Here is a 25,806-nt window from a genome sequence, read left to right on the forward strand (position 1 = left end):
GCATGGCCGCGATCCTGGCCTACGGGTCGCCCGCGCTGGGCCACCTGTACCCGATGGGTGCGCTACTGCGGGAGCTGGCCGATCGCGGACACCGAATTCACCTGCGCACCTTGGCCGGCGAGGTCGCAGCCATGCGCTCCGCCGGCTTCTGTGCCGAGGCCGTCGACCCTCGCATCGAGGCCATCGCCGGCCGAGACTGGCTCGAGCGCAACGCCTTCGGGGTGCTGCGGGCGACGATCGACGTGCTGTGCCGGCGCGCCGCGCTCGAGGTCGACGATCTGCGCCGGGCGATCGCGCGTGTGCGGCCCGGCCTGGTCATCGTGGACGCCAACTGCTGGGGCGCGATGTCGGTGATGGAGGCCAGTCCGCTTCCGTGGCTGATCTTTTCGCCATTCACCCCCTACCTGCGGTCCCGCGCTGCGCCGCCCTTCGGCCCCGGCCTGCGACCCCTGCCTGGCCCTTTCGGGTCCGTGCGCGACGCGTCGATTCGCCCCTTCGTGAGCGCCCTGTTCGATCGGCGGGTCATGCCGCGGCTCAACGCAATTCGTGAACAGATCGGGGTGCCGGCGGTGGTGTCGGTGGACGCCCTGATGCGCCACGCCCCGCTGTTGCTGGCGGTGGGCGGGGAGCCGTTCGAGTACCCGCACCCGGACTGGCGGGATTTCGTTCATTTCCTGGGCGCGTGTGAATTCGAACCGCCCGCCGCGGCCGTGCCGGACTGGCTGGCCACTATCGACCGGCCCGTCGTGTTGGTCAGCACGTCGTCCCTCGCGCAGGCCGACGCCGGGCTGGGCCGTATTGCCTTGCGGGCGTTGGAGTCTGAGCCGGTTCACGTCGTCGCGACCTTTCCCGCGGGTGTTCCCGCCGGCCTGCCGCCGGTGCCCAATGCGACGGTGTGCCGGTTCGTCGATCACGGTGCGGTGCTGGACCGCGCGATCTGCGCCATCACCCACGGCGGGATGGGCACCACCGTTAAGGCCCTGGCCCGCGGTGTCCCGGTGTGTGCGGTGCCCTTCGCCCGTGATCAGGCCGAAGTCGCGCGGCGGGTCGAAGTCGCCCGATGCGGCACCCGGCTGCCGGCCCGTCGGCTGACGCCTGCGCGGCTGCGCGCCGCCGTGCGCGAGGCGACGGCGATGGCCGCGGGCGCGCGGCGGGTGGCCGCCGGATTCGCCGCGACCGGCGGCGTGGCGCGGGGGGCGGACCTGATCGAGCGGCGGTTACTGCAGCCGGTTCTACCGGGGGGCGTCCTGCCGCCGGGACGCCGCGCCGTCACGCCCGACGCCGGCTGACGGTTTGACCGGCGGGTCGACGAGCTCATCCTCGAAGGTGTTCATCGCATCGATCATCGCCGTGAACACCCGGTGGGCCGCGGCGAGGTCGCTGTCGGTGAGGTCCGCCATCGCCGCGCTCAGGTGCGCGCCGAGGGGCTTGAAGAAGGAGTGCGCCATCGTCATGCCGCTCTCCTGATAGCGCAGCAGCCACTTTCGCCGGTCGGCCGGGTCCGGCTCGCGGCGTATGTGGCCCGCCTCGATCATCCGGTCGACGAGGTAGGTGATGGCGGCGGGCGAGACGTCCATCCGCTGGCGCAGCTGGGCCAACGTCAGCGGTGTCCCGGCGGTCTCGCTGACCATGATGTGCAGCAGGGCGTGGAAGTCGCTGCTACTCACGTTGTTTACGCGCGCAAAGTGTCGGCCCACGCGGTCAGACCGCGCGGTGATCGCTCGGACATCGGCCGACAACTGCCTCTCCAGCTCGGCCCGCTCGGGCGGTGCGTCATTCGCACGGCGCTTGCTCACCTACCCGTATCCTTCATCAGGTACACCAGCGTATCCGCGCGCTCATCGAAGGGTTGAACACACCCGGCCGCGGATCAGGAGCGAACTTACCCCAGACCGCGCGAATTATCTCGGATAACCGCAGCTACGTCCGGGTGGGATCGCGTCACGTGGTGTCGTGGTCACCGGACACGGGTGCTCGCTGTCGCTGACGCCGTGGACCCGCGGCTCTGCCATTCGACCTTGTCGGCCTTGCGGAACTTCTTGTCGGTCAACTGTCTTGTCCCTTCGATGGGTCCCCCGCCCGGATTCGGTATCGCCGTTCGGCGTAGGCCAGGTCGTCGCGCCACAGCCGGGTCGCGGCGTAGCGCATCAGCGGGGTGATCAACGAGCCTGCGCGGCGCGCGTTTCGGAATCCCGGCCGCGTCGATGACGCGATAGTGGCTTCGATGACGGCGACGCGCGGACGACCGTCCGGGCCGAGACCGATTGGCGTAGCATGTGTTTCGACGACGCTGCCGGTGCCCTCGCCCTCGACGATGCGCATCACGACGGTGCGCGCCTCCGGCGTGGTGAATTCGGCGATCACGGGAACGCCGAAGCGGCCCATCCGGAAGGTCACCGAGACGAGAAAGCGGTCGTCGTCGACGGTCGGGGTGGTCAGCACGTCGAGCCGGGTGAACGAGTGCGGGTGAAACCAGGCGCCGTGCCAGGGGTCGAGCCGGTTGGCGATGATGTCGGACGGTTCACAGGTACCGGTGAGTCGCGAGACGGCCACCAGCGTCTGGCCGGCGGGGCGGGACGGCAACACCGGCTCGTCGGTCGGGTGTTCGCCGCCCACTGCGTCCAGCCGCACCCAGGCCAGCACGCCGTCGTCGTGGCTGGGGAACGCCTTCCACCGCATGTCGCACGTCTCACCGTCGAACGCGAGCCCGTGCCAACGGCAATACAGCACGCCACCGCTGACCACTCCGGTGCCCAGGTGGGCACCCAGATGCGGGCAGCGCGCGGGGCCGACGCGCAGACGCCGGTGCCCGTCGCGCCACGCGACCAGCTCGGCACCCGCGACGCGGGTGCCGAAGGCGCGGCCCGCGCGTACGTCGCGGCTTGCGGCGAACGCGTACCAGTTCCCGGTCGGCCGTTGCCGGGCCCGATCCAGGGCGGCTTCGATGATGCCGGGCTGGGCGTCGAAGTAGGTCGGGCGCTGCGCGACCCACGGCATTTGCGGGATAATCCCGATGGGGGCGTCCTTCGGCCAGCACAGGCGCAACCGGTCGGAGATGCTCATCGCCGTTGCCGCCCTTGGCGTTCGGCCATCGACCGCAGCAGGGTGGAGCGCCCGCGAACGGGAACGGTGCACAGCTGATGGCCGGCCACGCCCCAGGACGTCAGCAGCCGGTTGGCGGCAGCAAGGCCGGTGGTGGCGGCGCGTTCCATCAGCGCCACCGGGAGATCGATGCGAATCCCGTCGCCGGCCAGCACCAGACCGGGATGCGGCGTGGCGACGGTCGGGCGCCGCGAATACGTGCCGGGCGCGAACAGCGGGCAGTCGCCGCGGCGCAGCACCTGCTGGTGGGCCACGCCCGCGGCGGCGGTCTCGGGGTAGAGCTTGTGCAGTCGCGCGACGGCGGCATCCGCGTCGTATTCGGAATCCATTGCGTAGGAGTGTAATTCGATGACCGAACCCTGGCGTTGGCGTGCCCACGCCTGGGCGTCGCGTTCGTAGCGTTCCAGCACGCTGATGTTGTCGAGCGGCTGGTGGTCCGCGGTTCCCAGGAACGCCGGCCTGCTCGGGTCGACCGGACGGTCCAGCCACAGCCGGTGCACCACGAACGGCGGCGCGGTGCGCAATCGATCGATGCGCAGGCGCCACTCGTCGTCGCCCAGACCGGGCGAGGCGGCGACCAACTGCTGCAGGCCGCCCACGTCCAACGCCAACACCACGGCGTCGGCGTCCAAATGCTCACTCGAATCGAGGTGGACGCCGAAGGTTGTCGTGGAACCCGGGTCGATGCGCCGCACCTGGGCACCGAGGTGCACCCGAACACCCCGGTCGTGTAGGTATTCCTGCAGCGGATTCCACAGGGCAGCATCGAAATTCGCGTTGGCCACGTCGAAGATCAGGCCTTCGCTGGAGCCGAGAAAATAGATGTGAAACATGGTCGCCAACTCGGCGGCCGACAGCTGCGACGGCTCGGCGAAGAAGCTGCGTGAGAACACTTCGAACGCGAGGTGACGGGCCGATTCGGGGAAATTCATGCTCTTCAAGAAGGTTTCGGCATCGAGGTGGTCGAGCCGGTCGTAAATGCCGGGCACCGACACCGCCGCCAGCGGGGCGGCGGCCCGGGCGTCGATGCGCGCGAGGTCGCGGAGCCGAAATGTCGGGCTGCGCAGCGCAAAAGTCAGCGCGTTCAACGGCGGCGTCCGGGGTAAGCCGCGGAAGGTGTCCAGCCGGCCCGCGCCGTCGATCAGCGGATAGTCCGCGACGGGGCTGAGCATCGACAGCTGCGGATCGACCCGCCGCAGCAGGCCTCGCAGGTTGTAATACTGGCGAAAGAACGCGTGAAAACCACGATTCATCGCCAGCTGCGCGCCGTCGTGGGATTCTGTCCAGCCGCCCACGCGGCCGCCCAGGTAATTCTCTTTGTCCACAAGGTCGACAGAGATGCCCCGTTCGGCGAGACCGGTCGCCGCGGCCAGGCCGGCGATACCGCCACCGACGACGACGACGCGGGGCCGCGACGACAGCGCGCCGGCGCCGGGCAAGCCTGGCGCTGCGGCGTGAATGTGGCGGCGGCGGTCGATCATCGCGGTGCCTTCGCCAGGAAGAGATGGACGACGTTGCGTTCCCACCCCGGCATGGTCTCGCTGCGCACCGCGGTGAATCCGGCTTCGCCGATGCGGCGCCGGAAATCCGCCGCCCCGTCGAAGGTGAGAACGCTGCGCCACAGATGCCGATACAACGTGGTGTCGCGGGTACGCCACCAGCCGGCGGGGATGATGATGCCCCAGCACACCGCGTGCCAAACCAGCGTCGCCGCACGCGAATCGCGTACCGAGTACTCGTGCACCGCCAGGGTGCCGCCGGGGCGCAGCAGGTCGCGAAAGGCGCGCAGCTGGCGATCCGGGTCCGCCACGTTGCGCAGTAGATAGGCACAGAGGACGGCGTCGAACGGCCCGGCGACCCCGTGGACCGCCAGCTCCTCCACGCGGGCGTGCACGAAGCGGACCGACGACGGCCACGACTTCGCCTGTGCGGCATCGAGCATGCCGCGCGAAGCGTCGACGGCGACGATCTCGGCGTGCGGGGCGGTGGCCAACAGCGCGGCCGTCGACGCCCCGGTGCCGCAGCCCGCGTCGAGCAGCCGCAGACCCTTGCCCTGCGCGGGCAGGCGCATGCGCCGCGCCGACAGCGCGAGGTTCGCGTGGTACTGCGGGTTGGCGCCGACCAGCCGGTCGTATGCCGTCGCGCCGGCGTCGAAGGCGCCGGGCACCTCGGCGCGGGGCAGGCCCGCCTTATCGACTCGCACGTTGCCGCTCCCACAGCAGCAGCACGGCGGTGACCAAGGCGAAGCCGAACAAGAAGTCCTCGACGGGGATGTCGAACGGGAATCGCACGCCGCTGGTTTGACTTTCGTTGTAGATCACGATCGGTGCGCTGAGTTTGGTCAGCCAGCCGTCGACCGGTATCTGGAAGCCGAGCACGATCACCATCGACAGCCAGTAGGCCGGCCGCCGGAACAGCCCGGTGCGCAGCAGCCCGAATTCGAGCACGAACACCGCGGCCGCGGCCACCACGGCCGGCAGGGTGTAGCCGAGCCCGTTCATCGCCGCCGGCCCCGGTCCAGGATGGCGCTGACCGCGTTGTAGGTCAGCAAGGCGCACAACGGAATCACGACGAAGAACAGCACCTCCTCGAGCGGCACCCGGAAGGGCAGACGCAGGCCGCTGATGTAGTCGCCGTTGTATGTCCACACGCCGGCCGCGATGGCGACCGCGTCCCAGGCCAGAAACGCCACGGCGACGGGCGTGATCGCGCGAATCAGGCGCCGGGGTTGGCGGTAGACGCCGGGAGCGAACATCTCCAGCGGAGCGGTGATCGCCAGGCACAAGCCCAGCACGATGAGGTACTGCCACCGGTCGCTCACGCCGCACCGGCCCGTCCTTGCTCGGATCCCCTTCGCGCCCACCAGGAGCGCAGCAGCGCGCCGCCGGCGACCTGGAGTCTTCGCGTGGTGCCGACGGTTGCGCGGTGCGCGAACACCGCGAAATCGCTGTCCTCGATGCGGTCCAGGATCTCCGAGTACAGCGTCAGCGCGGTCGCCACGCACGGGCGGGATCGGGGCGCCAGCAACGGGATTCCGCCGGCGGCGAACCGGTAGATGTCCCTGGTGATGTCGTGCTGGGCCGCGAGCGCGTCCCGCACCCGCTGGTCGGTGCGGCGGTGCAGCTGGCACCACGTCATCAGCTCCCGGTCGACACCGTAGGCCGCGAGCTCGTCGGCCGGCAGATAGATGCGGTTGCGGGTCAGATCCTCGGCGACGTCGCGCAGGAAGTTGGTGAGCTGAAACGCCCGCCCCAGCGCCGCGGCGTACGGCGCGGCCTCGTCGGCGTCGGTCATGGTGCCCAGAATCGGGAGCACCTGCAGCCCAATGACTTCCGCGGAGCCGCGCATGTACCGGTTGAGTGCGGCCCGATCCGGATAGTCCGTAACGGTCAGATCCATCCGCATGGAGGCCAGGAATTCCACGAACAGCGTCGTCGGGATCGCATAGCGGCGCGCGGTGTCGTGCACCGCGGTGAGAACGGGCTCGTCGCGGTCGTCACCGCCGGTGAAGAAGCGGTCGGACAACTGCTGGAGGCGGTCGGCCCGCGCGGTGACGTCGAGGGTCGGGTCGAGCTCGTCGAGGATGTCGTCGGCATGACGGGCGAAGCCGTACAGCGCGTGCACCGCGGGGCGCTGGTCCGGGGCGAGCAGTCGGGTGGCCAGGAAGTAGGTGCGGCCGTGTTCGGCCGCGATCTGCCGGCAGCGCCGATAGGCTTCGCGCAGGGGTTGTCCGGCGATGCCGGCGGCAGCCAATTCGGTGCGGATCATCGCGAGCGGGCTTTCAGGTCGATGACATTGGCTGACCGGGTGTCGCTGCCGGCGATCCGGTCGGCGGCCAACCGGCCGGAGATCAGCGTGGTGGGCACACCCACGCCTGGCAGCGTGGACGAGCCGGCCAGCACCGCATTGTCGATGCCGCGCACGGTGTTGGCCGGGCGGAACGGCCCGGTCTGGGCGAACGTGTGCGCGAGCGCAAACGGCGTGCCGCCCGCCATGCCCTGGCGGGCCCAGTCGGCGGGAGTGTCCACGTGCAGCAGCTGGGCGCCGTCGCGCAGCCGGGGAATCAACCGCTCCTGGACGATCTGGAGCAGGGATTGGGCGTAGCCGTCGCCGATCCGCGGCCAGTCGATGTCGCGGCGGGTCAGGTTGGGCGCGGGCGCGAGCACGTAGAGCAGGTCGCGCCCGGCGGGCGCCAGGCTGGGGTCGCCCGCCGTCGGGCGGGTCACCAGCAGCGACGGGTCGGACATCAGCCGGCCGTCGCGGATGATGTCGGTGAAGGTCCGGTCCCACTCGTCGCCGAAAAGGATGGTGTGGTGCGCGTTTTGCGGTCCGACGGGCGCCGCGCCGACGTGCAGGACCACCGCTGAGGGTGCCGCGCGCAACGGAACCGGCCGCCGTGGCCGGCGGCCCAGCAGCCGGTAGGTCTGCGGCAGCTCGGTCGTCAACACCACCGCATCGCAGGCGATGCGCTCGTCGCGGTCGGTACGCACCGCGGTGATGCGCGCGCCGTCGCGATCCAGCGCGGTGACCGCCGCGGAGTAGCGGAACCGCACGCCTGCGTCCGCGGCGGCCGCGGCCAGCGCATCCGGCAGCGCGCGAACGCCGCCGCGGGGGAAGAACACGCCCGACACGGTGTCCATGTAGGCGATCACCGCGTACACCGCCAATGCCTGCTGCGGGGCCACGCCCGCGTAGAGCGACTGGAAGGTGAACACCCGCCGCAACCGGTCGTCGGTGATGTGGCGCCTGACCATCGTGTCCCAGCGGCGGAATCCGCCCAGGGCCGCCAGCCTGGCCAGCCGGCCGTTGAGCAGCGACAGCGGGGAGTCGAAGTTCGCGGCGATGAAACCGTCGAATTCGGTGCGGTACAACCGGTTCAGCCAATCCCGCAGCCGCAGGTAGCCGGCCTCCTGCCGGGCTCCGGCGAACTCGCGCACGGCGGCGGCCATCCGGTCGGCGTCGGTGTGCACGTCGAGGGAGCTGCCATCGGCGAACTTCGCCCGGTAGGCCGGGTCCACCGGCAGCAGTTCCAGCCGCTGCGAGGAGGTTTCGCCGACGGCGGCGAAGGCCTCATCGATGATGTTGGGCATCGTCAGCACCGTGGGCCCGGTGTCGATCCGGTAGCCGTCGATGTCGAGCCGTCCCGCCCTGCCGCCGGGCCACGGATTTTGCTCGACCACCGTGACCTCGCGGCCCCGGCCGGCCAGTTGCAGCGCCGCGGACAGCCCCGCGAACCCCGCGCCGACCACGACGACGCGATCGGTGCGGCCCCGCACGGTGCGCGCGCTCATGCCGCCCGCTGGGTGCACAGGCCGGCCATATCGACGAGCGCGGCGGTGAGCGGGTGCGCGAACATGCTGCGGTCCAGCGCCTTTCGCGCATCCGCGACGCGGTCGGCGATGAGGTCTTCGATCAGCTGCACCGCTCCGGTGCCGACGATCAAGGTCCGCCAATGCTGCAGCGTGGCCTCGTCGGTCGCCTGGCCGGTCATCAGCTGCTGCAGTTGCCGACGCGTGGCCGGGTCGGCCAGCTGATGGGCGGCGACCACGACGCTGGTCGCCTTGCGCTCGATCAGGTCGCCGCTGTTCGGCTTGCCGGTCTGCGCGGGAGTTCCGAAGATGCCCAGGATGTCGTCGCGCAGCTGGAACGCCTCGCCGATGGCCGAGCCGTAGTCACCGAGGCCGGCCAGTACGTCGTCGCCGCAGCCGGCCATGGCCGCACCGATCTCCAGCGGCCGGCGCACGGTGTAGTTTCCCGATTTCAGCCGGGCGACTTCCAGCACGTCCTGCAGCGGCGGCAGATCGCGTAGATCGGTTGCGAGGTCGGCGAATTGGCCCACCGCGAGCTCGGTGCGCATGGCGTCGTAGCGTGGCCATGCGCCGGCCAGCTGGCGGCGGGTCAGGCCGCTGTCGCGCAGCATCTGCTCGGCCCAGATCAGACACAGATCGCCGAGCAGGACCGCGGCCGATTCGCCGAACCGGCGGGAGGATCCGCAGAGGCCGCGGCGGCGATGCCACTCGGCGAATTGCAGGTGTGCGGCCGGGCGGCCGCGGCGGGATCCGGAGGCGTCCATCACGTCGTCCTGCAGGAGGGCGAACGCGTGGAGCAGCTCCAGGCCTGCGCTTGCCGTGAGGGCCGCGTCGCTGCCCGGCGCGCCGCACAGCCACCCCAGGTACATGAACGTCGACCGCAGGCACTTGCCGCCGCCGACGAACTGGGTCAGGATGCTGCCCGCCACGTCGACACCGCAGGCGCCCAGCTCGTCGGCACACCGTGCCTGGACGAAAGCCCCGACCCGCACGAGTACCTCTTGACGTAAAGCTGCTTTCCAGGTGTCGAATTGGCCCACGGCGGGCGGCCCGGCCGCGCCGGCGAGATGTATCCCGGGGAATGCTCGCACAGCTCCCACCGAGGGCCCCCTGCCAATGTCGGTCAGCCGCTGGCTCGAACGGCTTGGATTCACGCTACCCCTTAGACGAGAAAACAAATACTGGGCGCCGGCGCAGCAGGATGGTGCGGAGCCCTCGAATAAAACGCTCTCGGTTCAGTAATTTAAACATTAACTTACTGAATGACCTAGGGGTACGCCAGTCGCGGGTGTTGACCCGCGGTGCAGGCGTTTCTCAGCGTCGGTAAGGGGAGCGAGGGCTGACGGCGCGATGGCTCAGCCTCAGCGAAAGCGACCAAGCAGGTGGCGCAGGGCCTGCTCGAGCTCGGGTTGGCGAAACCGGTGGCCGGCCCGGTTCAGCTTGTCGGGAGCCACGCGCTGACTGGCGCACGCCAGCTCACGCGCGCCCTGCTCGCCGAGCAGCAGCGCGGGCCCCAGCGACGGCACGGGTAACACGGCGGGCCGGCGCAGCACGTGCGCCAGGGTGCGGGTGTAGTCAGTGTTGCGGACCGGCTGCGGCGCAACGGCATTCACCGGCCCGGACAGCGCGCCATCCCACAGCGCGCGGTGATAGACGTCGAGCAGGTCGTCGATCCCGATCCAGGACAGCCACTGGTCGCCACTGCCCAACCGGCCGCCAAGCCCCGCGCTGAACAGCGGGCGCATCAGTTTCAGCGTGCCGCCACGGGGGGATTGGACGATGCCGGTCCGCACCCGCACCACTCGCACGCCGGCCCCCGCGGCCGGTGCGGTCGATTCCTCCCAGTCCGCGACGACGTCGGCCAGGAACCCGTCGCCGCGCTCGCTGTCCTCGTTCAGGATTTGGTCACCGCGGTCATAACCGTAGTAACCGATCGCGGAGGCCGAGATCAGCACCGACGGCCTGGCTTCGGTGCGCGCGATGAGCTCCGCGAGCCGGCGGGTGGGGCCGATCCGGCTGTCGCGGATAGCGCTTCGGTGCGAATCGGTGAACCGACCGGCGATCGAGGCGCCGGCCAGGTGAATCACCGCGTCCACCCCGGCCAGCAGCGCGGGGTCGGGGGCGTCGGGATTCCACTGCCGCTCGTCGGCGCCTCGTGCTGGCCCGCGCACCAGCCTGATGACGCGATGGCCGCCGGTGCTCAGAAACGCGGTCAGCGCGGCGCCGACCAGACCCGACGAGCCGGTGACGGCCACCGTCCGCGGCGCGAGGCCATGCTCGGCCGCCAGCCGGTGAGCGGCAAGGTCGTCGGCCACTTGGCGGTGCCGGTAGACGAACATCGGCCGCAGCGCGGCGCCGGGCACCGGCGTGTCGACGCGATCGGTGACGCGGGTCCGGTTGTCGCCGAGGTCGTCGAAGTCATGGGTGTGGCGCCAGCGCACCGCGAGCCGGGCCGGCAGCGAGGCCAGCCCGTCGCTGCCGATGCTGTCGACGAAGCGGTGGGGTGGATCGTAGGAATCGGCCTGGTGAACGGCCACCCAGCGCAGCCCGCCGGGCAGCGCCAGTTCGGCGCGACCGTCGCGCAGCGAGTCCGCCTCGGTCACCAGCCGTAGCGGTGACCACGGCGGCGAGAGCCGGCTGAACGCCCCGGGTCGGGCATGCCAGGCGAAGACTTCCGCGCACGGCGAATCGACCACGCTGGAATACGTCAGCCCCATGGTCTCGACGTTACCGCCGGGATGGTTCATGCTGAGCAGACCAGTTTCGGGGAACGGGGGTGCGGCCATGGACGTCGTGGACGAAATGCGCTGGCTGGTGGACAGTGCCCTGGACCGCGCGGTCGTGCCCGGCTTCAGCAATGAAGGCTATCGGCTGCGGCAGGCGGCCTCGCCGGATCATCGGGCCCGGCCGGCGCGGCGCGAGCGATCCGGCCTAATCACAGCCCCGCATCGGGGGATCGGTCACGCGATCGCCGCGAGCCTGGTGCGGCTGGGTGCCACCGTCTGGGCGCCGCGACATCGCTGAGGCCGCCCCGCCGCGGGCGGAAGCGCACACCCGCTAGCGGCCGGGCAGTGCGTGCTCGACGATGGGCATCCGCGGTTGCGGCTGGCGTTCACCGCGCTTGGCGGCCAGATATACCTGCGCGGTTTCCTTGGCCACCGTCTTCCAGTCGAAATCCGACGTGAGCCGTTCGCGGGCGGCGTTGGCGCGCTGCTGAGCCGCATCGGGATCGTCGAGCACGCTGCGCACCGCGGCGGCCAGCCCGGCCACGTCCCGTGGCGCGCACGACACGCCGGTCTTCCCGTTGAGCACCGCCTCGCCCAGGCCGCCGATGTTGGACGTCACCAGAGGCGTGCCTGCCGCGGCGGCCTCCAGCGCGGCCAAGCCGAAGGGTTCGTAGTGGCTGGGCAGCACCGCGGCGTCGGCGCGGTGCAGCAGCGCCAGCAGCTCGTCGTGGCCACAGTGCCCGGCGAACCGAGTTGCCTTGAGCACCTTGTGTTTACGGGCTTGTTCGACGAGCCAGTCCTGCTGGGTTCCGGTGCCGGCGATGGTCAGGGTGGTGCCCGGGTGGGTGCGACGGATCCTCGGTAGCGCGGCGATCGCGTCGTGCACGCCCTTCTCGTATTCCAGCCGGCCCACGTACAGCAGCTCCGCGGGGCCGGTGCGCGGCCGGCGCACCGCGAACGGCCAGCGCGCGGCGTCGATTCCGTTGCGGATCACCGAGATTCCGGCCAGGCCCGGGCCGAACAGCTCGGTGATCTCGTCGCCCATCGACGCCGAACAGGTGATCAGCGAATCGGATTCGCGGACCAGCCACGACTCGACCGCGTGCACCTGACGGCTGATCGCGCCGGTGACCCAGCCTGAATGTCGCCCGGCTTCGGTGGCGTGGATCGTGGAAACGATTGGTACGTCATAGAATTGGGCAAGCCCGATGGCGGGATGGGCGACCAGCCAGTCGTGCGCGTGCACCACATCGGGACGCCACGGCCGCCCGCTGCCCGGCTTCTTCACGCTCAGCCCGGCGCGGATCATCGAATGACCCATCGCCAACGTCCAAGCCATCATGTCGGTGCCGAAGCCGAATTCGTGGGGGTCCTGCGCCGCCGCGATCACCCTCACCCCTTCGCTCATCTCGTCGGAGGACGGGTGGGTGCTCGGATCGGTGCCCGTCGGGCGCCGGGACAACACTACGACGTCGTGACCGGCGTCGCCCAGCGCGGTCGACAGGTGATGCACGTGCCGGCCGAGGCCGCCGATCACCACCGGCGGGTACTCCCACGACACCATCAGGACCCTCATCGGGGCAGCCTCCGGGCATCCAGGGCACCGAACAGCCCGTCGGCGCGGTTCCATCCGTCGGCTAGGCGCTGCGCGGTGTCGCGCCGGCCCGAGGCCAGCGCCCCGGCGATCTCGCGGGTGGCGTGGGCGTGCAGGTGGGCGCGGTACCGGGCGTAGTCGGCGGCCGAGTCCTTGCTGACCATGAACGGCCAGTCGCTGGACACAGTGAGCAGGGTCTCGCGCAGGATCTGGTCGGCGACGCGATCCCGGGCCGCCGGCCCGTCCGCCCCACCTTGCAAGGCCAGCGCCTTGTCTACCGTGCTTAGCGCGGTGTCGACCACCTCGCTGTTCAGCCGGACCAGGTCGGCCACCTTGTCGCCGGCCCATACCTGCCAGTCCTTGCCCGAACCCCAGGAGCTCGGCGGCAACGCGACCGGGTCGCCGACGAAGCCGTCGGCCAGGGCGTCGGTCAGGGTGCCCACCCGCACCCCGGCGGCCGGCAAGGCCCGCAACACCCGCGCCAGCCAGGTCGGCCCCTCGTACCACCAGTGCCCGAACAGCTCGGTGTCGAAGGCGGCCACCACGTGGGCCGGGCGCCCGATGCGCTCGGATTCGCTGAGCAGCCTGTTGCGGACCACGTCGACGAAGTCGGCGACGTGGAGGTCGACCGCGCGGTCGGCGCGGGACAGGTCGTACGGCGCCTTGGCGTCGGATCCCACGCTGCGGCCGGTGACCCGGGCCGGCTTGAGCCCGGTCAGGTGGTCGTAGGTGTGAAAGTCACGGTAGGCCGCGTGGCCGGGGTAGCCGGACTTCGGCGACCACACCCGGTAGCTGACCTGCAGGTCGCGGCCGAAGGCCACCACGTCGGTGTCGCCGACCGGCCGCCCCAGCGCGGTGTCGCCATGCAGGGACGGGCCGTCGACCATGAAGTGGGTGACGCCGGCGGCGGCGTAGTCGTCTTCCATGCCCGGTGCGTAGGCGCACTCCGGCGCCCAGATGCCGGTGGGGCGCTCCGCCAGCCGCGCCTGGGCGTCGGCCAGGCCCTCGCGCAGCGCGAACTCGCGCAGCCGCGGGTTCAGCAACGGCTGGAAGGGGTGGGCCAGCGGGCCGCCCAGCAACTCGACGGTGCCGGCGTCGATCAGTCCGCGCAGCAGCGGGCTGCCGCCGTGCCGCCACAGGGTGGCGAAGTCGTCCAAGGCGGCGTCGGCCTCCACGCATTCGCGAATGCCCAACGCGCGCAACGCTTCCGGCGTGCAAGACAGGTAGCCCGCGGACTTCGATTCGGGGGCGGTGCGCACGCTGGTGGCTTCGGCCGCGCGCAATCGCCAGTTGGCCAGCCAGTGATGCATTCCGTCGAGGCAGTACGGATCGTCGAGCTGCGCGTTGACCACCGGGGTGACGCCCAGGGTCAGCAGCCGGTGGCGATCCTCGCCGGCCAGCTCGCGGAGCACCCGCAGCAGGGGGAGATAGGCCGCCGCCCAGGACTGGTAGAGCCATTCCTCGCCCACCGGCCACCGGCCGTGATGGGCCAGCCACGGCAGGTGGGTGTGCAGCACCAGGGTGAACATCCCGGGGACGCGGCTTGCAGCGCTGGTCACGGGCGCACCGCGATGGCGACCAGGTCCAGGCTGGCGTCGATGTCGCGGTCGCGCGCGTCGACCAGCTCGAAGTCGTCGGTGGTGACCGCGGCGACGTCGGCGGCCAGCCGCTCCGGCCACGGCACTCCCTCGTCGCCGGCCACCGCCAGCGCGATCTGCGCGTCGATGATGGAGCCGCCGTGGCGGGCGTCCATCTCGAGCAGGCGCGGCCCGTGGAACAGGCCGCTGACCGACACGTCGCCCAGGCCCGCGTCGACCAGCAGTTCGGTCAGCTCGCCGGCATTGAGTTCGCGGGTGTGGAACGGGTTGATCGGGGTGTCGCGGCCGGGGGAGAAGGTGATGCGGTTGGGCGTGGACACCATCAGCAGGCCCGACGGCCGCAGCACCCGGGCGCACTCGGCCACGAATTGCCCCTGGTCCCATAGGTGTTCGATGACCTGGAAGTTCACCACGACGTCCACCGACGCGTCGGGCAGCGGCAGCTCGGCCAGGTTGGCCCGCATGACCTCGACCCGCGGATAGCGGGCTTGGACGTGGGCCACCGCGGCCGCGTCGTAGTCCACGGCCACCACCCGGCGCGCCACCTCGGCGATCAGGTCCGCGCCGTAACCTTCGCCACATCCGGCCTCGAGCACGTCACGGCCCACACAGTGCTTAGCCAGCCGCTGATACACCACCTGGTGGCGGCGAAACCAGTAGTTCTCGATGTCCAGATCGGGAATGGTGCGCTCGCCGGTCAGCGTCAACACCGCTGGGTTAGCAGGCAAGACCTCCGGCGACGAGCCGGTAGGCGGGTGTTGGGAGGCGTCGGGGACGAATGCGCTCATTGCATAGGGAGGCTAACGCGAAGTGTCCGATTCGCGAACCGCACAGCGGGTAGCCCCCGCTCGCAAGGGGAGAGACACGCCGCAAATACCTGCACTACGACCCGCTATGGTGTGAGAGCAAGTCGCACAAAGTTACCCAGTAGTAACACCGGTGTGCGTTGCGAAACACGTACTGAAAGTCTCGTTGCTGACTGCTGCGGGACTCCTTCAAGGAGGACGAACCACACTCATGACGAACATCGTGGTCCTGATCAAGCAGGTCCCTGACACCTGGTCGGAGCGCAAGCTGAGCGACGGCGACTTTACGCTGGATCGTGAGGCCGCCGACGCCGTGCTGGACGAGATCAACGAGCGCGCCGTCGAGGAGGCCCTGCAGATCCGCGAGAAAGAGGCGGGGAGCGGCGCGGAGGGCACCGTGACGGTGCTGACCGCCGGACCCGAGCGCGCCACCGAGGCGATCCGCAAGGCGCTGTCCATGGGCGCCGACAAGGCCGTGCACCTCAAGGACGACGGCCTGCACGGATCGGACGTCATCCAGACCGGGTGGGCCCTGGCGCGTGCGCTGGGCACGATCGAGGGCACCGAGCTGGTCATCGCCGGTAACGAGGCCACCGACGGCACGGGCGGCGCGGTGCCGGCCGTGATCGCCGAGTACCTGGGCCTGCCGCAGCTGACCCACCTGCGCAAGCTGTCCATCGAGGACGGCAAGGTCACGGGTGAGCGGGAGACCGACGACGGTGTCTTCACGCTGGAGGCCACGCTGCCCGCGGTGGTCAGCGTCACCGAGAAGATCAACGAACCGCGCTTCCCGTCGTTCAAGGGCATCATGGCCGCCAAGAAGAAAGAGGTCACGGTGCTGACGCTGGCCGAAATCGGCGTCGAGAGCGACGAGGTCGGCCTGGCCAACGCCGGGTCGACCGTGCTTTCGTCGACGCCGAAGCCCCCCAAGACCGCGGGTGAGAAGGTCACCGACGAGGGCGATGGCGGCAACCAGATCGCCAAGTACCTGGTCGGCCAGAAGATCATCTAAGACGAGCACCCACCCAAGACACGAGAAGAGCGAGATAACCCATGGCTGAAGTTCTGGTGCTCGTAGAGCACGCCGAAGGTGCGGTCAAGAAAGTCACCGCCGAATTGATCACGGCCGCCCGCGCGCTGGGCGAGCCGTCCGCCGTCGTCGTCGGCGCCCCGGGCACCGCCGCGCCGTTGGTCGACGGCCTCAAGGAGGCCGGCGCGGCAAAGATCTACGTCGCCGAGTCCGACGACGTGGACAAGTACCTGATCACCCCGGTCGTCGACGTGCTGGCGTCGCTGGTCGAATCCGCTTCGGCGGCAGCGGTTCTGCTCGCCGCCAACGCCGACGGCAAGGAGATCGCCGGCCGGCTCGCGGCCCGGCTCGGGTCCGGCCTGCTGGTCGACGTGGTCGAGGTCAAGGAAGGCAACAAGGCGATCTACTCGATCTTCGGCGGCGCGTTCACCGTCGAGGCGCAGGCCAACGGCGACACCCCGATCATCACCGTCCGCGCCGGTGCCGTCGAGGCGGAGCCGCAGGCCGGCGCCGGCGAAGAGGTCAAGGTTGAGGTCCCGGCCCCAGCCGACAACGCCACCAGGATCACGTCCCGGGAGCCCGCCGTCGCCGGTGACCGCCCGGAGCTGACCGAGGCCACCATCGTGGTCTCCGGCGGCCGCGGCGTCGGCAGCGCGGAGAACTTCGACGTGGTCGAGAAGCTGGCCGACTCGCTGGGTGCGGCCGTCGGCGCTTCACGTGCCGCCGTCGACTCCGGCTACTACCCCGGCCAGTTCCAGGTGGGCCAGACCGGTAAGACGGTGTCGCCGCAGCTCTACATCGCGCTGGGCATCTCGGGCGCCATCCAGCACCGCGCCGGCATGCAGACGTCCAAGACGATCGTTGCGGTCAACAAGGACGAAGAGGCGCCGATCTTCGAGATCGCCGACTACGGCGTGGTGGGCGACCTGTTCAAGGTCGCCCCGCAGCTGACCGACGCGGTCAAGGCCCGCAAGGGCTGATCGTCAAGGCAACGCAACAGCCCCCGCGCGCACGTCGCGTCGGGGGCTGTTGCTGTCAGCGTCGATCGCCGGTGTTTTCGAATTCGAAAGCGGTCTAACGATTGTCGCGCGTCGCCAGCTGGTCGATGCGTTGCAACGCGACTGCGCGGTTGCCCGCCCGCTCGAGCCGAGGCTGTGACGTACGTCGCAGTTGCGCCGGTAGCGGCCCTTTTCACGTCAGTTCGTCATCTCGCGTGCACCGACACGTCACAGCTTTGATGCCGTTTAGCTCATCGACTACGAGACGTTGTTGCCATGGGCATAGCTTCTGTCTTGATACCGAGCGACGGGGCGGCGGGGGTCGCGACCAGCTCATCCGGGCCACGCTATTCGCTGTTGCTGTCCACCGACACCAGCCTGGTCGAGGCGGCGCAGCGGCTGCGTTACGACGTGTTCACCAGCACACCGGGTTTCGCCTTGCCGGCGGGGGCGGGCCAACGTGATGTGGATCGGTTCGACGAGTTCTGTGACCATTTGCTGGTCCGCGACGACGACACCGGCGAGCTGGTCGGCTGCTACCGGATGCTGGCGCCCGCGGGCGCGATCGCGGCCGGCGGACTGTACACCGAGACGGAGTTCGACCTGGGCGCATTCGACGCGCTGCGGCCGTCGTTGGTGGAGATGGGCCGCGCCGTGGTGCGCGACGGCCACCGCAACGGCGGCGTGGTGCTGCTGATGTGGGCGGGCATCCTGGCTTACCTGGACCGCTACGGCTACGAACACGTGACGGGGTGCGTCTCGGTCCCGATCGGCGACGAGACCGACGGCCACGCTCCCGGCAGCCAGCTGCGGGGTGTTCGGGACTTCATCGTCAGCCGGCACGCGGCGCCGCCGGAGTACCGGGTGACCCCCTACCGGCCGGTCGTGGTGAACGGCACGACGATCGATGAGATTGCCCCGCCGGCGCGGCCCGCAGTCCCGGCGCTGATGCGCGGTTACCTGCGGCTGGGCGCGAAGGTGTGCGGCGAACCGGCGCATGACCCGGATTTCGGTGTCGGCGACTTCTGCGTACTGCTGGACAAGAAGCATGCCGATACCCGATATCTGAGACGTCTGCGGTCGGTATCCGCGGCGACGGAGATGGCGGGCGCGGGCCAGTGACCAAGCCGGCGCACGCCCCCGCGGTCACCACCGCCCCCGGGCACGCGTGGCTGCCGCGGGCGACATGCGACAGCAGCTGCGTGGGGATGGGCCCCGCCTCGGCGCGGTGGCGGGTGGTGCTGCGGGTCACGCTTCGTGTCATGTTGGCGCTTTTATTGGTGCCCGGCGTGCCGCTGATACTGCTGCCGATGCCCGGCCAGATGCGGCTGCGGCAGCTCTACTGCCGCGCGGTGCTGCGCTGTTTCGGCGCCCGGATCAGCGTGTCGGGCGCCCCGATCCGCAACCTGCGCGGGGTCCTGGTGGTGAGCCCCCACATGTCCTGGCTCGACGTGTTCGCCATCGGGTCGGTCGTGCCGGCGGCGTTCGTCGCCCGGGCCGACTTGTTCGGCGCGCGGATGGCGCGCCTGCTCCACATCATCCCGATCGAGCGGTCGAGCCTGCGCCAGCTGCCCGGGGTCGTGGCCACCGTCGCCGACCGGCTGCGCGCGGGCCAGACGGTGGTGGCGTTTCCCGAGGGCACCACTTGGTGCGGGGTGGCGTGCGGATCGTTCTACCCGGCGATGTTCCAGGCCGCGATCGACGCCGGCCGCCCCGTGCAGCCACTACGCCTGACCTATCACCACGTCGACGGCCTCCTCTCGACGGCTCCCGCCTTCGTCGGCGACGACACCATGTGGAGCGCGATGACCCGGTTGATCTGCTCGCGGCGCACCCTGGCGCACGTGCACGTGGAATCCCTGCAGCTGCCGGGCACTGACCGGCGCGCGCTGTCCCGCCGCTGCCAGTCGGCGGTCGGCGTCGGCGTGCGCCAGCGCCCAGGTCAACGTCACGTGCTGGTGGCGTCCTAGGCCACCGGGGGCTCCGGCGCAGCGGAGTCGCCCCAAGCGCCCCGCGCCGCTGCGCGGCCGGGGTACCCCCACCGCACGCCGTTCCGGCCCGCATCGTCGCTGAGCTGGCCCGGTATCGTGAACGGCGACATGGTCTACCTGGATCACGCTGCCACCACCCCGATGCACCCGGCCGCCATCGAGGCGATGACGGCCGTTCTCGGCACGGTCGGTAACGCTTCGTCGCTGCACACCAGCGGTCGCGCGGCACGGCGGCGGATCGAGGAATCCCGCGAGCTGATCGCGGAGAAGCTGAGCGCGCGGCCGTCCGAGGTGATCTTCACCGCGGGCGGCACCGAGAGCGACAACCTGGCCGTCAAGGGTATCTTCTGGGCCCGGCGTGACGCCGAGCCGCGTCATCGGCGCATCGTGACCAGCGAGGTGGAGCACCACGCGGTGCTGGACTCGGTGAACTGGCTGGTCGAGCATGAAGGCGCCCAGGTGACCTGGCTGCCCACCGGCTCCGACGGGTCGGTGTCGGCCGCCGCGCTGCGCGACGTGCTCACGCGCCACGACGACGTAGCGCTGGTGTCGGTGATGTGGGCCAACAACGAGGTCGGCACCGTCATGCCGACCGCCGAACTGGCCGCCGTGGCCGCCGAGTTCGGGGTGCCCATGCACAGCGACGCCGTTCAGGCGGTGGGGCAGCTGCCCGTCGACTTCACCGCGAGCGGGCTGTCGGCGATGAGCGTGGCCGCCCACAAGTTCGGCGGCCCGCCCGCCGTCGGGGCCCTGTTGGTGCGCCGCGATGTCAGCTGCGTGCCGCTGCTGCACGGCGGCGGCCAGGAGCGAGACATCCGCTCCGGCACGCCCGACGTCGCCGGCGCCGTAGGAATGGCGGCGGCGGCCCGCATCGCGGTCGACGGCCTGGCGGCAAACGGCGCGCGGCTGCGCGCGTTGCGCGACCGGCTGGTGGCCGGCGTACTGGCCGAGATCGACGACGTGGTGTTCAACGGCGCACGCGATCCGCGGCGGCTGCCGGGCAACGCGCACTTCACTTTTCGCGGCTGCGAGGGCGACGCGCTGTTGATGTTGTTGGACGCCAACGGGATCGAGTGTTCGACGGGGTCGGCGTGCACCGCCGGCGTACCGCAGCCCTCGCACGTGCTGATGGCGATGGGCGCCGACGCGGCCACGGCGCGCGGCTCGCTGCGTCTGTCGTTGGGGCACACCAGCGTCGACGCCGACGTCGATGCGGCGTTGCAGGTGCTGCCGGCGGCGGTGGCCCGCGCCCGCCGTGCCGCCCTGGCCGCCGCGGGAGCGTCCGGGTGAGGGTGCTCGCCGCGATGAGCGGCGGCGTCGACTCGTCGGTCGCCGCGGCCCGCATGGTCGACGCCGGCCACGAGGTTGTCGGCGTGCACCTCGCGCTGTCGACCGCCCCGGGCACGCTGCGCACCGGCTCGCGGGGTTGTTGCTCCAAGGAGGACGCGTCGGACGCCCGCCGCGTCGCCGACGTCCTCGGAATCCCGTTCTACGTCTGGGATTTCGCCGAAAAGTTCGCCGAAGACGTGATCGACGACTTCGTCGCGTCCTACGAGCGCGGCGAGACCCCCAACCCGTGCGTGCGGTGCAATCAGCGCATCAAGTTCTCGGCGCTGTCCGCGCGGGCCCTGGCATTGGGCTTCGACACCGTCGCCACCGGGCACTACGCCCGGCTCGCCGGCGGGCGGCTGCGCCGCGCCGTGGATGCCGACAAGGACCAGTCCTACGTGCTGGCCGTGCTGTCCGCACAGCAGTTGCGCCACGCCACCTTCCCGATCGGCGACACCCCCAAGTCGCAGATCCGCGCGGAGGCGGCGGCCCGCGGCCTGGCCGTCGCCGAGAAGCCCGACAGCCACGACATCTGCTTCATCCCGTCCGGGGACACCCGAGCTTTCCTGGGGACGCGCATCGGGGTGCGCCGTGGCAGCGTGGTCGGAGCCGACGGCGCGGTGCTGGCCAGCCACGACGGGGTGCACGGATTCACGATCGGCCAGCGCAAGGGGCTGGGCATCGCCGGGCCCGGGCCCGACGGCCGGCCCCGCTACGTCACCGCGATCGATGCCGAAACCGGCACGGTGCGGGTGGGCGAGGCTGCCGATCTCGACGTGCACGCGCTGACCGGCCGCGAGCCGGTCTTCACCGCGGGTATCCCACCGGCGGGCCCGGTGGAGTGCACGGTCCAGGTGCGCGCGCACGGGGAGACCGTCGAGGCGGTCGCCGAGCTGGTCGGCGACGAGCTCGCGGTGCGGCTGCGCGCGCCCATCCGCGGGGTGGCCCGCGGCCAGACGCTGGTGCTCTACCGCCCCGACGCCGCCGGCGACGAGGTGCTGGGCAGCGCGGTCATCGCCGCCACGTCGCGCTGATTTGGGCAGGCCGGCGACCTGCCCATCGGCTTCAAGAATGTTTTGAGGATCCGCCAAGCGCTGTCATCGACTATTGCCTCGACGCGAAAAGCCACGAGGGCCACGAGCGGAGAGGAACCGACCGAGATGACCACGAACCACGTCGCAGTGCGGGACATAGCCCCCGTTCAGACCAACGGCATCGCCATCGCGGCGTTCGTCCTGAGCCTTATGGGCATGTACGGGAGCCCGCTATTGAGCGCCTCCCTCGCGCTGGTCGGGCTGTACCAGGTTCGCCGGCGCGAGCAGAACGGATTCGGACTGGCGATCGCCGCGCTGGTGGTCTCGCTGGCCGTCACCGCCCTGCATGTTGTGATGTGGATCCACTGCGGCCACGCGACCTTCGAGCTGCTCACCACGTCGCACTGGTGACCGGGCTAGTTCGGGATGTTGGCGGTGATGTTCGTCATCACGATGTCGGACACCGATTGCGGAAAGCCGCAGAAGGTGACCTCTAGTAGGGCGACCGACACCACCCGGTAGTCGCGCCCGCAGCCGCTCGGCGCCAGGTGCAGCGAGTTGGCGTCGGCCTTCCAGTCACCGACGAACAGCTCCCCGGACGAGCCGGCCGCGCACGCCCCTACGGTGGCAACGAGGGCGCGGAAGGCCTGCCGGGCGGTGGCCGTGTCCCGGTAGGCTGCGGCGCCCTCCGAGATCAGCGCGCCGTCCGGCGGATCCTGGAACGTGGTCTTGTGGAACTTGGCGATGTCGGGTCCGAAGGTGGCGGTCTCGGCGTAGATGAACCGGCACGGCGCCGGCGTCGTGCCGGCCAGGGCGCCGACGTCCACCGGGCTGTTGCCGTCCATCGAAGGAATGATCGTCAGGTGCTCGCCGGTGCCCGTGATCGCTTGCATCCGGGACTGGTCCAGCAGGATCGTGTCGACGTTGACGCCGTTGATCTCCCTGGCGCCGCCGCCCGATGCCGGGCCCGCGGTGCCGTCCACCACCCGGGTGCACGCCGCCGTCAGCACCAGCGCACCGCACCACAGCAGTGGCCGCGTCAATCTGGCGATGTGCCGCACCGAAATGCACCTTTCCGGGGGTTCCCAGAGTAACCCTGTGACCGGCGTCGGCGCGGGCGGCGGCGGGCGCGCAGCGGGACATCGAATACGGTTGCCGGGTGAGTGCTTTCGCAACTGCCACGGGCATCGGCTCCTGGCCGGGCACCGCGGCGCGGCCGGCCGCGCAGGTCGTCGTCGGCGAATTGGCGGATGCGATCGCCCACCTCGTCGAACTGCCGGCCAGGGGAGTGGGCGCCGACCTGCTCGGCCGCGCCGGCGCGCTGTTGATCGACGTGCCCATCGACACGGTCCCGCGCGGCTATCGCATCGCCACCCGCCCCGGCGCCGTCACCCGACGGGCGATCAGCTTCCTCGACGAGGACATGGACGCGCTGGAAGAGGCCTGGGAGGCGGCCGGCCTGCGCGGGGGCGAACGGGTGGTTAAGGTGCAGGCGCCCGGGCCGATCACGCTGGCCGCCGGGCTCGAGTTGAGCAACGGCCACCGGGCGGTCACCGATCCCGGCGCGTTGCGCGACCTCGCGGCGTCGCTGGGCGAAGGCTTGGGGGCCCATCGCGCGGCGCTGGCCCGCCGGCTCGACACCCCGGTCGTCGTGCAGCTCGACGAGCCGTCGCTGCCGGCGGCGCTGGGCGGGCAGCTGAGCGGGGTGACGGCGTTGAGCCCGGTCGCCGCGCTCGACGAGGCGGTGGCCGGGTCCCTGGTCGACACCTGCGTCGCGGCCGCCGGCGCCGAGGTGCTGGTGCACAGTTGCGCGGCCGATCTGCCGTGGAACCTGTTGCAGAACAGCGCTATTCGTGCCATTTCGGTGGACGTCGCCACGCTGAAGGCGGCGGACCTGGATGGTATCGCGGCGTTCGTGGAGTCGGGCCGCACCGTCATGCTCGGCGTCGTCCCCGCGACCGCCCCGGCCACGTGGCCGTCGGCCGAGGAGATGGCCACGGCGATCGTCGCGGTGACCGATCGGCTCGGCTTCGCCCGCTCGGCGCTGCGCGACCGGATCGGCGTCACCCCGGCGTGCGGCCTGGCGACCGCGACGCAGCAGTGGGCGCGCACCGCGATCGAGCTGGCCCGCAAGGCGGCCGAAGCGTTCGCTTCGGACCCGGACGCCATCTAGCGGTGCTGTCCGCACCCTTCGATAGCCTGCGTGGGTGAGTTCGCCCGACGCTGACCCGGTCCCTGCCGACGTTCGCCGGCAATGGCACCACCTGGCCGACGAGGTGCGCGAACATCAGTTTCGCTACTACGTGCGTGACGCGCCGATCATCTCCGACGCCGAGTTCGACCGGCTGCTGCGGCGGTTGGCCGCCCTCGAGGACGAGCATCCCGAGCTGCGCACCCCCGATTCGCCGACGCAGCTCGTCGGCGGCGCCGGGTTCGCCACCGAATTCACCTCGGCCGAGCATCTGGAACGGATGCTGTCGCTGGACAACGTGTTCAGCACCGACGAATTCGACGCCTGGGCCGCGCGTGTGCACGCCGACGTCGGCAACGACGTGCCCTTCCTGTGCGAGCTCAAGATCGACGGGGTCGCCCTGGCGCTGGTCTACCGCGACGGCCGGCTGGTCCGGGCGGCCACCCGGGGTGACGGCCGCACCGGCGAGGACGTCACGAACAACGCGCGCACCATCGACGACGTCCCGGAACGGCTGACACCCAGCGACGCCTATCCGATCCCCGCCGTCCTCGAGGTGCGCGGTGAGGTCTTCTTCCGGGTCGCCGACTTCGAGGCCCTCAACGCCGCGCTGGTCGAGGACGGCAAGACGCCGTTCGCCAATCCCCGCAACAGTGCCGCCGGTTCGCTGCGCCAGAAGGATCCCGCGGTGACCGCACGCCGCAAGCTGCGGATGATCTGCCATGGAATCGGGCACACCGAGGGATTCCGCCCGGCCAGCCTGCACGACGCCTACCTGGCGCTGGGCGCCTGGGGCCTGACCGTCTCCGAACACACCACCCGGGTGGACAACGCGGCCGGTGCGCTGGAACGGATCGCCTACTGGGGAGAGCACCGCCACGACGTCGATCACGAAATCGACGGTGTGGTAGTCAAAGTCGACGACTTCGCGCTGCAACGCAGGCTGGGGTCGACCTCTCGAGCGCCGCGCTGGGCAATCGCCTACAAATATCCGCCGCAGGAGGTGCAGACCAAGCTGCTCGACATCCGGGTCAACGTCGGGCGGACCGGACGGGTGACGCCGTTCGCGTTCATGGAGCCGGTCACCGTCTCCGGGTCGACGGTCGCTCTGGCCACCCTGCACAACGCCGCAGAGGTCAAACGCAAGGGCGTACTGATCGGCGACACCGTGGTGCTCCGCAAGGCCGGCGACGTCATTCCCGAGGTCCTCGGCCCCGTCGCCGATCTGCGCGACGGCACCGAGCGCGAATTCGTGATGCCCACGCATTGTCCCGAGTGCGGCACCGAGCTGGCGCCGGCCAAGGAGGGTGATGCCGACATCCGGTGCCCGAATGCCCGGTCCTGCCCGGCGCAGTTGCGGGAGCGGGTGTTTCACGTCGCCGGTCGCGGCGCGTTCGACATCGAGGCGCTCGGCTATGAGGCCGCGACCGCGCTGCTGACGGCCGGGGTGATCTCCGACGAGGGGGACCTGTTCTCGCTGACCGAGGACGACCTGCTGCGCACCGAGTTGTTCACGACCAAAAGCGGTGCGGTGTCCGCGAACGGCAGACGGCTGCTGGCCAACCTCGACAAGGCCAAGTCGCAGCCGCTGTGGCGGGTGCTGGTGGCGCTGTCGATCCGGCACGTCGGCCCGACGGCCGCCCGCGCGCTGGCCACCGAATTCGGCGAACTAAAGGCCATCGAGGCGGCCTCGACCGAACAGCTGGCCGCCGTCGAGGGCGTCGGTCCGACCATCGCCGCCGCGGTCACCGAGTGGTTCACCGTCGACTGGCACCGCGCGATCGTCGAGAAGTGGCGCGCGGCCGGCGTGCGGATGGCCGACGAACGCGACGCCAGCACGCAGCGCACCCTCGAGGGTCTGACCATCGTCGTCACCGGTTCGCTAGCCGGTTTCTCCCGCGACGAGGCCAAGGAGGCGATCCTGGTACGCGGGGGCAGGTCCGCCGGTTCGGTGTCGAAGAAGACCGACTACGTCGTGGCGGGCGACTCACCCGGGTCGAAGTACGACAAGGCGGTGGAACTCGGGGTGCCGATCCTCGACGAGGACGGCTTTCGCACGCTGTTGGCCCAGGGGCCGGCCGCCGAAAAGTGAGCGCGT

Annotated in this window: 24 protein-coding genes and 1 pseudogene; 11 read left to right on the forward strand and 14 right to left on the reverse strand. The window is 70.6% G+C overall.

Going from position 1 to position 25,806, the window contains the following annotated elements; all coding sequences use genetic code 11:
- The first annotated feature begins 2 nt into the window (after positions 1-2).
- A complete protein-coding gene (locus MSG_RS07555; protein ID WP_096438446.1) occupies positions 3-1,289 on the forward strand; it encodes a glycosyltransferase in 1,287 nt (428 codons plus the stop codon).
- Here the strand turns inward: MSG_RS07555 and MSG_RS07560 are convergent.
- The 10 genes and pseudogenes from MSG_RS07560 to MSG_RS07605 all read right to left on the reverse strand — a co-directional run bounded on the left by MSG_RS07560 (position 1,233) and on the right by MSG_RS07605 (position 11,128).
- Entirely contained in the window at positions 1,233-1,796 is a 564-nt protein-coding gene (locus MSG_RS07560) for a MarR family winged helix-turn-helix transcriptional regulator (protein WP_096438448.1), read from the reverse strand. The two genes, MSG_RS07555 and MSG_RS07560, sit on opposite strands and share 57 nt — an antisense overlap.
- A 250-nt stretch (positions 1,797-2,046) precedes the next feature.
- Positions 2,047-3,063, reverse strand: coding sequence for a DUF5914 domain-containing protein (locus tag MSG_RS07565; RefSeq protein WP_096438450.1), 1,017 nt, complete (start codon positions 3,061-3,063; stop codon positions 2,047-2,049).
- Positions 3,060-4,583 carry an FAD-dependent oxidoreductase gene (locus tag MSG_RS07570; protein WP_096438452.1) on the reverse strand — a complete coding sequence of 508 codons (1,524 nt, stop codon included), beginning with the start codon at positions 4,581-4,583 and terminating at the stop codon, positions 3,060-3,062. The genes MSG_RS07565 and MSG_RS07570 overlap by 4 nt, the downstream gene beginning before the upstream one ends.
- Positions 4,580-5,305 (reverse strand): class I SAM-dependent methyltransferase, encoded by a 726-nt coding sequence (locus MSG_RS07575; protein ID WP_096438454.1) that lies wholly within the window; start codon positions 5,303-5,305, stop codon positions 4,580-4,582. Before MSG_RS07575 ends, MSG_RS07570 begins: the two co-directional genes overlap by 4 nt.
- On the reverse strand, positions 5,292-5,603 hold the full coding sequence (locus MSG_RS07580) for a lycopene cyclase domain-containing protein (protein WP_096438456.1): 312 nt from the start codon (positions 5,601-5,603) through the stop codon (positions 5,292-5,294). Before MSG_RS07580 ends, MSG_RS07575 begins: the two co-directional genes overlap by 14 nt.
- Positions 5,600-5,923, reverse strand: a complete 324-nt coding sequence (locus MSG_RS07585) for a lycopene cyclase domain-containing protein (protein ID WP_096438458.1) — start codon at positions 5,921-5,923, stop codon at positions 5,600-5,602. Before MSG_RS07585 ends, MSG_RS07580 begins: the two co-directional genes overlap by 4 nt.
- A complete protein-coding gene (locus MSG_RS07590; RefSeq protein WP_096438460.1) occupies positions 5,920-6,870 on the reverse strand; it encodes a phytoene/squalene synthase family protein in 951 nt (316 codons plus the stop codon). The genes MSG_RS07585 and MSG_RS07590 overlap by 4 nt, the downstream gene beginning before the upstream one ends.
- Positions 6,867-8,555, reverse strand: coding sequence for a phytoene desaturase family protein (gene crtI, locus MSG_RS07595; protein ID WP_331716605.1), 1,689 nt, complete (start codon positions 8,553-8,555; stop codon positions 6,867-6,869). Before crtI ends, MSG_RS07590 begins: the two co-directional genes overlap by 4 nt.
- Before the next feature lie 59 nt (positions 8,556-8,614).
- Positions 8,615-9,280, reverse strand: a pseudogene (locus MSG_RS07600) (polyprenyl synthetase family protein); the annotation flags it as partial.
- Between the two features lie 492 nt (positions 9,281-9,772).
- Entirely contained in the window at positions 9,773-11,128 is a 1,356-nt protein-coding gene (locus MSG_RS07605) for a TIGR01777 family oxidoreductase (protein ID WP_096444200.1), read from the reverse strand.
- A 67-nt stretch (positions 11,129-11,195) separates the two neighbouring features.
- On the opposite strand from MSG_RS07605, the gene MSG_RS07610 reads away from it, so the two are divergent.
- Positions 11,196-11,435, forward strand: coding sequence for a hypothetical protein (locus MSG_RS07610; protein WP_096438464.1), 240 nt, complete (start codon positions 11,196-11,198; stop codon positions 11,433-11,435).
- Positions 11,436-11,468: 33 nt separating this feature from the next.
- Here the strand turns inward: MSG_RS07610 and MSG_RS07615 are convergent, their stop codons facing one another.
- From MSG_RS07615 to MSG_RS07625, 3 genes are read right to left on the reverse strand one after another with little or no spacing between them, the layout of a single operon-like run.
- The gene (locus MSG_RS07615; protein ID WP_096438466.1) at positions 11,469-12,713 is read right to left on the reverse strand and encodes a glycosyltransferase family 4 protein; all 1,245 of its coding nucleotides are present in this window, start codon (positions 12,711-12,713) and stop codon (positions 11,469-11,471) included.
- The gene (locus MSG_RS07620) at positions 12,710-14,260 is read right to left on the reverse strand and encodes a 1,4-alpha-glucan branching protein domain-containing protein (protein ID WP_373421141.1); all 1,551 of its coding nucleotides are present in this window, start codon (positions 14,258-14,260) and stop codon (positions 12,710-12,712) included. The genes MSG_RS07615 and MSG_RS07620 overlap by 4 nt, the downstream gene beginning before the upstream one ends.
- Before the next feature lie 26 nt (positions 14,261-14,286).
- Positions 14,287-15,117, reverse strand: a complete 831-nt coding sequence (locus tag MSG_RS07625) for a class I SAM-dependent methyltransferase (RefSeq protein ID WP_096438470.1) — start codon at positions 15,115-15,117, stop codon at positions 14,287-14,289.
- Between the two features lie 229 nt (positions 15,118-15,346).
- Between MSG_RS07625 and MSG_RS07630 the strand changes: the two genes are divergently transcribed.
- The 7 genes from MSG_RS07630 (at position 15,347) to MSG_RS07660 (ending at position 21,928) form a co-directional block, all read left to right on the forward strand.
- Positions 15,347-16,147 (forward strand): electron transfer flavoprotein subunit beta/FixA family protein, encoded by an 801-nt coding sequence (locus tag MSG_RS07630; RefSeq protein WP_096438472.1) that lies wholly within the window; start codon positions 15,347-15,349, stop codon positions 16,145-16,147.
- A 41-nt stretch (positions 16,148-16,188) separates the two neighbouring features.
- Positions 16,189-17,145, forward strand: a complete 957-nt coding sequence (locus MSG_RS07635) for an electron transfer flavoprotein subunit alpha/FixB family protein (RefSeq protein WP_096438474.1) — start codon at positions 16,189-16,191, stop codon at positions 17,143-17,145.
- Positions 17,146-17,439: 294 nt separating this feature from the next.
- Positions 17,440-18,285, forward strand: a complete 846-nt coding sequence (locus MSG_RS07640) for a GNAT family N-acetyltransferase (protein WP_096438476.1) — start codon at positions 17,440-17,442, stop codon at positions 18,283-18,285.
- Between the two features lie 86 nt (positions 18,286-18,371).
- On the forward strand, positions 18,372-19,133 hold the full coding sequence (locus tag MSG_RS07645; protein ID WP_096444201.1) for a lysophospholipid acyltransferase family protein: 762 nt from the start codon (positions 18,372-18,374) through the stop codon (positions 19,131-19,133).
- A 129-nt stretch (positions 19,134-19,262) separates the two neighbouring features.
- A complete protein-coding gene (locus MSG_RS07650; RefSeq protein WP_096444203.1) occupies positions 19,263-20,444 on the forward strand; it encodes a cysteine desulfurase family protein in 1,182 nt (393 codons plus the stop codon).
- Positions 20,441-21,517: a tRNA 2-thiouridine(34) synthase MnmA gene (gene mnmA, locus MSG_RS07655; protein ID WP_096438478.1), complete on the forward strand. Its 1,077-nt coding sequence runs from the start codon at positions 20,441-20,443 to the stop codon at positions 21,515-21,517. Before MSG_RS07650 ends, mnmA begins: the two co-directional genes overlap by 4 nt.
- Positions 21,518-21,643: 126 nt before the next feature.
- Complete coding sequence (locus tag MSG_RS07660) at positions 21,644-21,928, forward strand: DUF4190 domain-containing protein (RefSeq protein ID WP_096438480.1); 285 nt, start codon at positions 21,644-21,646, stop codon at positions 21,926-21,928.
- 5 nt (positions 21,929-21,933) lie between these two features.
- On the opposite strand, the gene MSG_RS07665 is transcribed toward MSG_RS07660, so the two are convergent.
- Positions 21,934-22,569, reverse strand: a complete 636-nt coding sequence (locus MSG_RS07665; RefSeq protein ID WP_096444205.1) for a sensor domain-containing protein — start codon at positions 22,567-22,569, stop codon at positions 21,934-21,936.
- A gap of 107 nt (positions 22,570-22,676) precedes the next feature.
- Here MSG_RS07665 and MSG_RS07670 point away from each other — a divergent pair, with 107 nt between their 5' ends.
- Together MSG_RS07670 and ligA are read left to right on the forward strand one after the other, a co-directional pair.
- Positions 22,677-23,690: a uroporphyrinogen decarboxylase/cobalamine-independent methonine synthase family protein gene (locus tag MSG_RS07670; protein WP_096438482.1), complete on the forward strand. Its 1,014-nt coding sequence runs from the start codon at positions 22,677-22,679 to the stop codon at positions 23,688-23,690.
- Between the two features lie 34 nt (positions 23,691-23,724).
- A complete protein-coding gene (ligA, locus tag MSG_RS07675; RefSeq protein ID WP_096438484.1) occupies positions 23,725-25,800 on the forward strand; it encodes an NAD-dependent DNA ligase LigA in 2,076 nt (691 codons plus the stop codon).
- Positions 25,801-25,806 lie beyond the last annotated feature (6 nt).

The sequence above is a fragment of the Mycobacterium shigaense genome, from assembly GCF_002356315.1.
GTDB lineage: Bacteria > Actinomycetota > Actinomycetes > Mycobacteriales > Mycobacteriaceae > Mycobacterium > Mycobacterium shigaense.

Excerpts from the sequence above, each read along its gene's own strand:
- MSG_RS07650 (WP_096444203.1), top strand. The coding sequence starts at position 19,263 with ATGGTCTACCTGGATCACGCTGCCACCACCCCGATGCACCCGGCCGCC.
- MSG_RS07620 (WP_373421141.1), bottom strand. The coding sequence starts at position 14,260 with ATGTTCACCCTGGTGCTGCACACCCACCTGCCGTGGCTGGCCCATCAC.
- MSG_RS07580 (WP_096438456.1), bottom strand. The coding sequence starts at position 5,603 with ATGAACGGGCTCGGCTACACCCTGCCGGCCGTGGTGGCCGCGGCCGCG.
- MSG_RS07645 (WP_096444201.1), top strand. The coding sequence starts at position 18,372 with ATGGGCCCCGCCTCGGCGCGGTGGCGGGTGGTGCTGCGGGTCACGCTT.
- MSG_RS07630 (WP_096438472.1), top strand. The coding sequence starts at position 15,347 with ATGACGAACATCGTGGTCCTGATCAAGCAGGTCCCTGACACCTGGTCG.
- MSG_RS07625 (WP_096438470.1), bottom strand. The coding sequence starts at position 15,117 with ATGAGCGCATTCGTCCCCGACGCCTCCCAACACCCGCCTACCGGCTCG.
- MSG_RS07640 (WP_096438476.1), top strand. The coding sequence starts at position 17,440 with ATGGGCATAGCTTCTGTCTTGATACCGAGCGACGGGGCGGCGGGGGTC.
- MSG_RS07555 (WP_096438446.1), top strand. The coding sequence starts at position 3 with ATGGCCGCGATCCTGGCCTACGGGTCGCCCGCGCTGGGCCACCTGTAC.
- MSG_RS07610 (WP_096438464.1), top strand. The coding sequence starts at position 11,196 with ATGGACGTCGTGGACGAAATGCGCTGGCTGGTGGACAGTGCCCTGGAC.
- MSG_RS07565 (WP_096438450.1), bottom strand. The coding sequence starts at position 3,063 with ATGAGCATCTCCGACCGGTTGCGCCTGTGCTGGCCGAAGGACGCCCCC.
- MSG_RS07605 (WP_096444200.1), bottom strand. The coding sequence starts at position 11,128 with ATGGGGCTGACGTATTCCAGCGTGGTCGATTCGCCGTGCGCGGAAGTC.
- MSG_RS07615 (WP_096438466.1), bottom strand. The coding sequence starts at position 12,713 with ATGAGGGTCCTGATGGTGTCGTGGGAGTACCCGCCGGTGGTGATCGGC.
- MSG_RS07590 (WP_096438460.1), bottom strand. The coding sequence starts at position 6,870 with ATGATCCGCACCGAATTGGCTGCCGCCGGCATCGCCGGACAACCCCTG.
- MSG_RS07570 (WP_096438452.1), bottom strand. The coding sequence starts at position 4,583 with ATGATCGACCGCCGCCGCCACATTCACGCCGCAGCGCCAGGCTTGCCC.
- MSG_RS07660 (WP_096438480.1), top strand. The coding sequence starts at position 21,644 with ATGACCACGAACCACGTCGCAGTGCGGGACATAGCCCCCGTTCAGACC.
- MSG_RS07635 (WP_096438474.1), top strand. The coding sequence starts at position 16,189 with ATGGCTGAAGTTCTGGTGCTCGTAGAGCACGCCGAAGGTGCGGTCAAG.